Origin of the sequence: Bacillus sp. JJ1521, assembly GCF_036965165.1 — a bacterium.
Taxonomy (GTDB): domain Bacteria; phylum Bacillota; class Bacilli; order Bacillales; family Bacillaceae_L; genus Ferdinandcohnia.
Genome location: NZ_JBALOX010000078.1, coordinates 1 through 5,085, shown reverse-complemented (window position 1 = coordinate 5,085; position 5,085 = coordinate 1). Strand labels below are relative to the sequence as shown.

5 protein-coding genes are annotated in these 5,085 nt (G+C 37.4%); all 5 read right to left on the bottom strand.

Annotation, left to right across the window (positions count from 1 at the left end; genetic code table 11):
* Positions 1 to 111: 111 nt before the first annotated feature.
* The gene (gene bshC / locus V7147_RS12855; RefSeq protein WP_335368261.1) at positions 112 to 1,737 is read right to left on the bottom strand and encodes a bacillithiol biosynthesis cysteine-adding enzyme BshC; all 1,626 of its coding nucleotides are present in this window, start codon (positions 1,735 to 1,737) and stop codon (positions 112 to 114) included.
* Between the two features lie 91 nt (positions 1,738 to 1,828).
* Positions 1,829 to 2,221, bottom strand: coding sequence for a DUF3397 domain-containing protein (locus tag V7147_RS12850; protein ID WP_335368260.1), 393 nt, complete (start codon positions 2,219 to 2,221; stop codon positions 1,829 to 1,831).
* A 3-nt stretch (positions 2,222 to 2,224) separates the two neighbouring features.
* The gene (locus V7147_RS12845) at positions 2,225 to 3,100 is read right to left on the bottom strand and encodes a 2-dehydropantoate 2-reductase (protein ID WP_335368259.1); all 876 of its coding nucleotides are present in this window, start codon (positions 3,098 to 3,100) and stop codon (positions 2,225 to 2,227) included.
* A gap of 144 nt (positions 3,101 to 3,244) precedes the next feature.
* Positions 3,245 to 4,789, bottom strand: a complete 1,545-nt coding sequence (locus V7147_RS12840) for an acyl-CoA carboxylase subunit beta (protein WP_335368258.1) — start codon at positions 4,787 to 4,789, stop codon at positions 3,245 to 3,247.
* A 16-nt stretch (positions 4,790 to 4,805) separates the two neighbouring features.
* Entirely contained in the window at positions 4,806 to 5,018 is a 213-nt protein-coding gene (locus V7147_RS12835; protein ID WP_335368262.1) for a biotin/lipoyl-containing protein, read from the bottom strand.
* Positions 5,019 to 5,085: the final 67 nt, after the last annotated feature.

Here is a 5,085-nt window from a genome sequence, read left to right as displayed (position 1 = left end):
TTTCCTTTGAAAAATCGTAGCATCCGCCGGAGGCTTTTTTTATTCAACAGAAGTGACAGACTTCTTTTGAACAAAAAAAATCCTCGGAATTCCGAGGATTTTCGATACGATCTACATCTTTATGACCTTATGTTTTCCGTTAAATTCAAACGGAAGGGCTAATAAATCATTGATAAAATCGGCTCCATATTTATTTAAATAGTAAAAAACATTCCATAATCGCTCCTGTGGGGAGCCAAGTGGTAGAATTGATTTTTCGACTCGATTAAAACGATTCAATTCAATTTCATTACGGCTCAAGATACTGCGGTTAAATGTATTCTTTAGAAAATCAAATTGCGATTGAATGTTTTGTGCATTCTTTAATAACAGATCTGCCAGTCCGGGATCCACATCAAGACCCACATTTCGGACCTTTTTATGAATTTGCTCCACTTCTTTTTTTGCCTCTGAGATAATCCCATCCACATCAGCGGTTTGTTTTTCCAGCCATTTTTCCTTTGCTTTGGCTAGTTCTCCTGATAATACCGCTTGAATGGTTAACCCGATTTCTTCAATATTAGACTCGATTGCTCGTTCCACAATTGTCATCATTAACCGTGGGACGACGGGAGGCATTTTAATTTCCATAACTTCAAAAACCTTTTTAAGCTCTGCCCAATATGAAACCTCACCAGGTCCAGAAATAAAAGCAAGAGTTGGAAATAAGAATTCCTGCATAACTGGTCGTGTTACAACGTTATTGCTTAGAAGTTCCGGTTGATTTTCCGCAACCTCCAGCAATTCATCCCCACAAAGGATGCATTCATTATTTTTCCCACTAAAAACGTCATGCTCCACATTGTACTCAAGTAAAATACGTTCATCATCTTGCGTATAAAAAAGGTTAGCACTGGAAGCATTCATATCAATTGTTTTAGCGTATTGATAGGAAGACAATACTTCCTGCTGCAATAATAATGCATCATGAATCTCTCTATTTTTTCCAATCATTTTTTTAAAATAAGTTGATTGTAGTGTTCTAACCTCTTTCGAACCTGAATCCACAAGAACAAGACCTGATCTGCCAAAAAGTTCATTGGTAATTTGTATAAAAAAATCAACATATGTTTTTGAATTTTCTACAAATCCATTCAGAAGTTCCAAGAGACTATTAGTATGGTTGGTTTCACCGTATGTCTCAAACACTTCTTCGATCCATTCCATGAAGCCTTCCTGTTCAATTTCTATTGATGATACCATCATTTTACGGTTGTTGTATTGTGGCACTGCCCTTTTACGGATACCATTTTGAAGATTTACATAGAGATGATTGATTTCAGCAAAATCATGATCCTCCCCAGCAATCCAGAACACCGGTATAACAGGTATATTTAACTTTTCCTCTTGTTCTTTTGCAAGTTTAATAATAGAAACAATTTTATGAATGGTATATAACGGACCAGTCAATACACCCGCTTGTTGTCCACCAATGACTACAACACTCCTTGGGTCAATTAGCTTGTTAATATTATCTAGCGTATGTGGATGATAATTTAATCTTTTGTTAAAAGAATACAAATGCTCGACAAGTTTTTCACGTTCAAACGATCTTTTTTCTAAATCTTTTTTTCTCACCTCAAACACAAGGGGAGATTGTATATCATAATCGAAATATTTCTCTATATCCATTTTGTTTGAAAGATAATCGTTCACTAAACGATTTGAAGATGGCAGAGAGAGATCCAAAACCTCCATAAATTCTTGTTCTTCCTTTCATATCCAGTTTATATCTTCGTTGAGTATAGCACGCTTTTTTGAGAAAACAAAAATTACTGCTCATTGAAAGTTAATTTAATGTAGTGATAAAAATTCGTTGAACTAGTCCGATTAGCAACAATAGAAAATAAGCAATCGTAGAAGCAAGGAAAACGAAACGCCAAGACTTCCTTAGTACCTTCACTGTTTCAATTTCATTGCTTTTCCTCCACGTTAAATAACCAATAAACAAAACAGTCGTAATGAAGATCAGGATGATTAGCCAAAGCATACTTTTTCCAACAATCACAAGTAATAAGTAATGAACTGCGATGAGAAAAAATACGGTCGTTACATCAACCGAAAGAAAAAAAGATTTTCGATTGCTTTTTAAAATAAATCTACTAATTAAGTAGACTAGTATGAATCCTAGTAGTGGAATTGTTACAAATGTCGCAGCTACTCCGGCCATAAAGTCGATCATTCCTTATCCCCCTTTAATTTCGAGCCCTTTAATGGAATCATATAGAAATTGTGTAATGACTACTTCCTCGTTCTTTTTTATTGCTTCATTTAATACATATCCTAAGATTGCTTCAATTTCTGTTTTTCTTCCTTCTTCAATGTCACGTAGCATGGACGATTTATTTTGGGCGGTATTTTCGCAGATTGTTAGAACTAGTTCCCACATTTTTTCATCATTAGAAGGGATAACTGAGATGATTTCATGAAATAAGGCTTTCATTTGCTTGTGAAAATAACCAATTTCAAGCAGTTGCCCATTCTTAATCCCATATAGGGCGGTTAAAGGATTGATAACGGCATTTGCAATAAGCTTCGACGTTACGATTTCATACCAATTTTCATAGAATTCGAGTGTAAAATAAGCGAGTGAATGATCGAATCCTTCATTTTTTCCTTTAAATACGCCAATTTTTGTCCTGCCTACACCGGTATGGATGACTGTAGTTTCATTTACTTTTAGTGCGCCATGTTCAACAACTCCTAAAAGAATCGTTGGATTTGTTAGTTTTTCAATAATATCGATATGGCTCATTCCATTTTGTAGGAAGCAGACTGATTGAACTTTATCTAGGTCTAGAGTTCGAAATAAAATATCTTCCAATATGTATTGTTTAACTGCAAAAAAGACGATATCTTCATCTATTACAGATGCTGAACTTATTACAGCTTGTACTCTATATGTTTTTGACGTATTTTGTTTATTGATTGTTACACCTTTTTTATTAATTTCGTTTGCCTGGTGTTCGGTTCGTGTATAGATTGTTACATCATGCTTTTCTGCTAGATACCCTGCAAAAAGTAACCCAATTGAACCCCCGCCAATTATTCCAATTTTCATAACTCCAACTCCATAGTTTGTCCTTCCTTTATTTTACCAAAAAGTCCGACAATATGCCTAGCATATCTATTTTGAAAAGGGATTAAAAAGATTATTGCATGATAAAACCCCAAAGTTTTTCCCTTGGGGTTTAGTTACCATTATTTATACCGGGTAGACAGGATGTTTCTTTTGTGCCAATTCAAGTTCTTTTGTTTCGTAAACCGCCAAGCGCGCGACGAGGACGTCCCTCAATTCCGCAGCTGGAACAATATCATCGATGATGAGCTCAGAGGCAAGCTTGTAAATATCAATTGCTTCTTTATATTCCTGTTGCTTTTGTTGTACAAAAGCAACTCGTTCTTTTGGGTCCTCAATTTCATTGATTTTATTTGAATAAACTGCATTCACCGCTGCCTCAGGACCCATAACCGCAATTTGAGCAGTTGGAAGTGCGACACAATAATCAGGTTCAAATGCTGGACCTGCCATTGCATACAGCCCGGCACCGTATGCTTTTCGAACGATGACTGAAATCTTCGGTACAGTTGCGGAGCTCATGGCTGCAATTAACTTTGCTCCATGTCTAATGATTCCGGCTCTTTCAACCTTCGTACCAATCATAAATCCTGGGACGTCCGCTAAAAACACTAATGGGATATGGAATGCATCGCATAACGTGATAAATTTTGCCGCCTTATCTGCCGAATCTACAAACAAGACGCCCCCCTTTACCTTAGGCTGATTAGCGATGATCCCGACTGGTCTTCCGTCAATACGTGCAAGGCCGGTAATTATCTCAGGCGCAAATAGTTTTTTAATCTCATAGAAGCTTCCTTCATCGATGAGGGTATCAATCCCTTCATACATATTAAAAGGAGCATTCTGATTAACCGGAATGATTTCTTGTAGATCTTTTCCTGCTTTAGGTAATACCGATTCAGTAATCGTCGGTTTGCTCAAATAATTAGCAGGGAAAAAATTCAGGTAACCCCGTGCACTCTGAATAGCTTGCTCTTCATTTGCAGCAAGCACGTCCCCACAACCACTAACAGTACAATGCATTCTTGCACCGCCCATTTCCTCTAATGTCACCTTTTCACCAATGACCTTCTCGGCCATTCGTGGTGACCCCAAATACATGGAAGCATTCTTTTCTACCATGATGACAATATCGCAAAAAGCAGGTATGTATGCTCCACCCGCTGCTGAAGGACCAAATAAAATACAGACCTGTGGAATCATCCCTGATAATCGCACCTGGTTATGAAATATCCGCCCTGCCCCGCGGCGATTTGGGAACATCTCAAGTTGGTCAGTTATTCTTGCCCCAGCAGAATCTACTAAATATAAAAGTGGCACACTTAGCTTTTCAGCTGTTTCTTGAATACGTATAATTTTCTCCACTGTTCGTGCTCCCCATGATCCCGCCTTTACAGTCGAATCATTCGCCATCACACATACTTTTTGTCCATTAATTTCACCAATCGCAGTAATGACACCATCTGCCGGAAGGTCACCCGCAATATTGTTGGCAAATTTTCCATCCTCCTGGTAAATCCCATTATCAAATAACAGTGCAAGACGATCACGAACAAATAATTTATGTTGCTCCTTTAGCTTTTGATGATATTTTTCATGTCCTCCTGCTTCGATTTCTTTGCTTTTTTCTACGAGTTTGTGGTCTAAATCCTTAGTAGTACGAAGCATTTTTACCCTCCATTCCTTATTCTAAAACAAGTAATACGTCATCTTCATTTACAAAATCACCAATATCTATATTTATGTTAGCAATCTTACCATTAAGTCCACTTTCAATTGGTATTTCCATTTTCATTGATTCCAGCATGACGACCACTTGGCCATCCGTAATCTCTTCACCTTCTGAAACCAATACTTGTAAAACGGTCCCTGCCATGCTTGCTGTGATTTCCTTCATTTTAATTCCCCCTAAAGTTTTTTCATGCATAATCAAATGCGCCTTGGCGTATTTGTGCCCGATTTTT

Coding starts and splice junctions, on each gene's coding strand:
- bshC (WP_335368261.1), bottom strand. CDS start 1,737: ATGGAGGTTTTGGATCTCTCTCTGCCATCTTCAAATCGTTTAGTGAAC.
- V7147_RS12850 (WP_335368260.1), bottom strand. CDS start 2,221: ATGATCGACTTTATGGCCGGAGTAGCTGCGACATTTGTAACAATTCCA.
- V7147_RS12845 (WP_335368259.1), bottom strand. CDS start 3,100: ATGAAAATTGGAATAATTGGCGGGGGTTCAATTGGGTTACTTTTTGCA.
- V7147_RS12840 (WP_335368258.1), bottom strand. CDS start 4,789: ATGCTTCGTACTACTAAGGATTTAGACCACAAACTCGTAGAAAAAAGC.
- V7147_RS12835 (WP_335368262.1), bottom strand. CDS start 5,018: ATGAAGGAAATCACAGCAAGCATGGCAGGGACCGTTTTACAAGTATTG.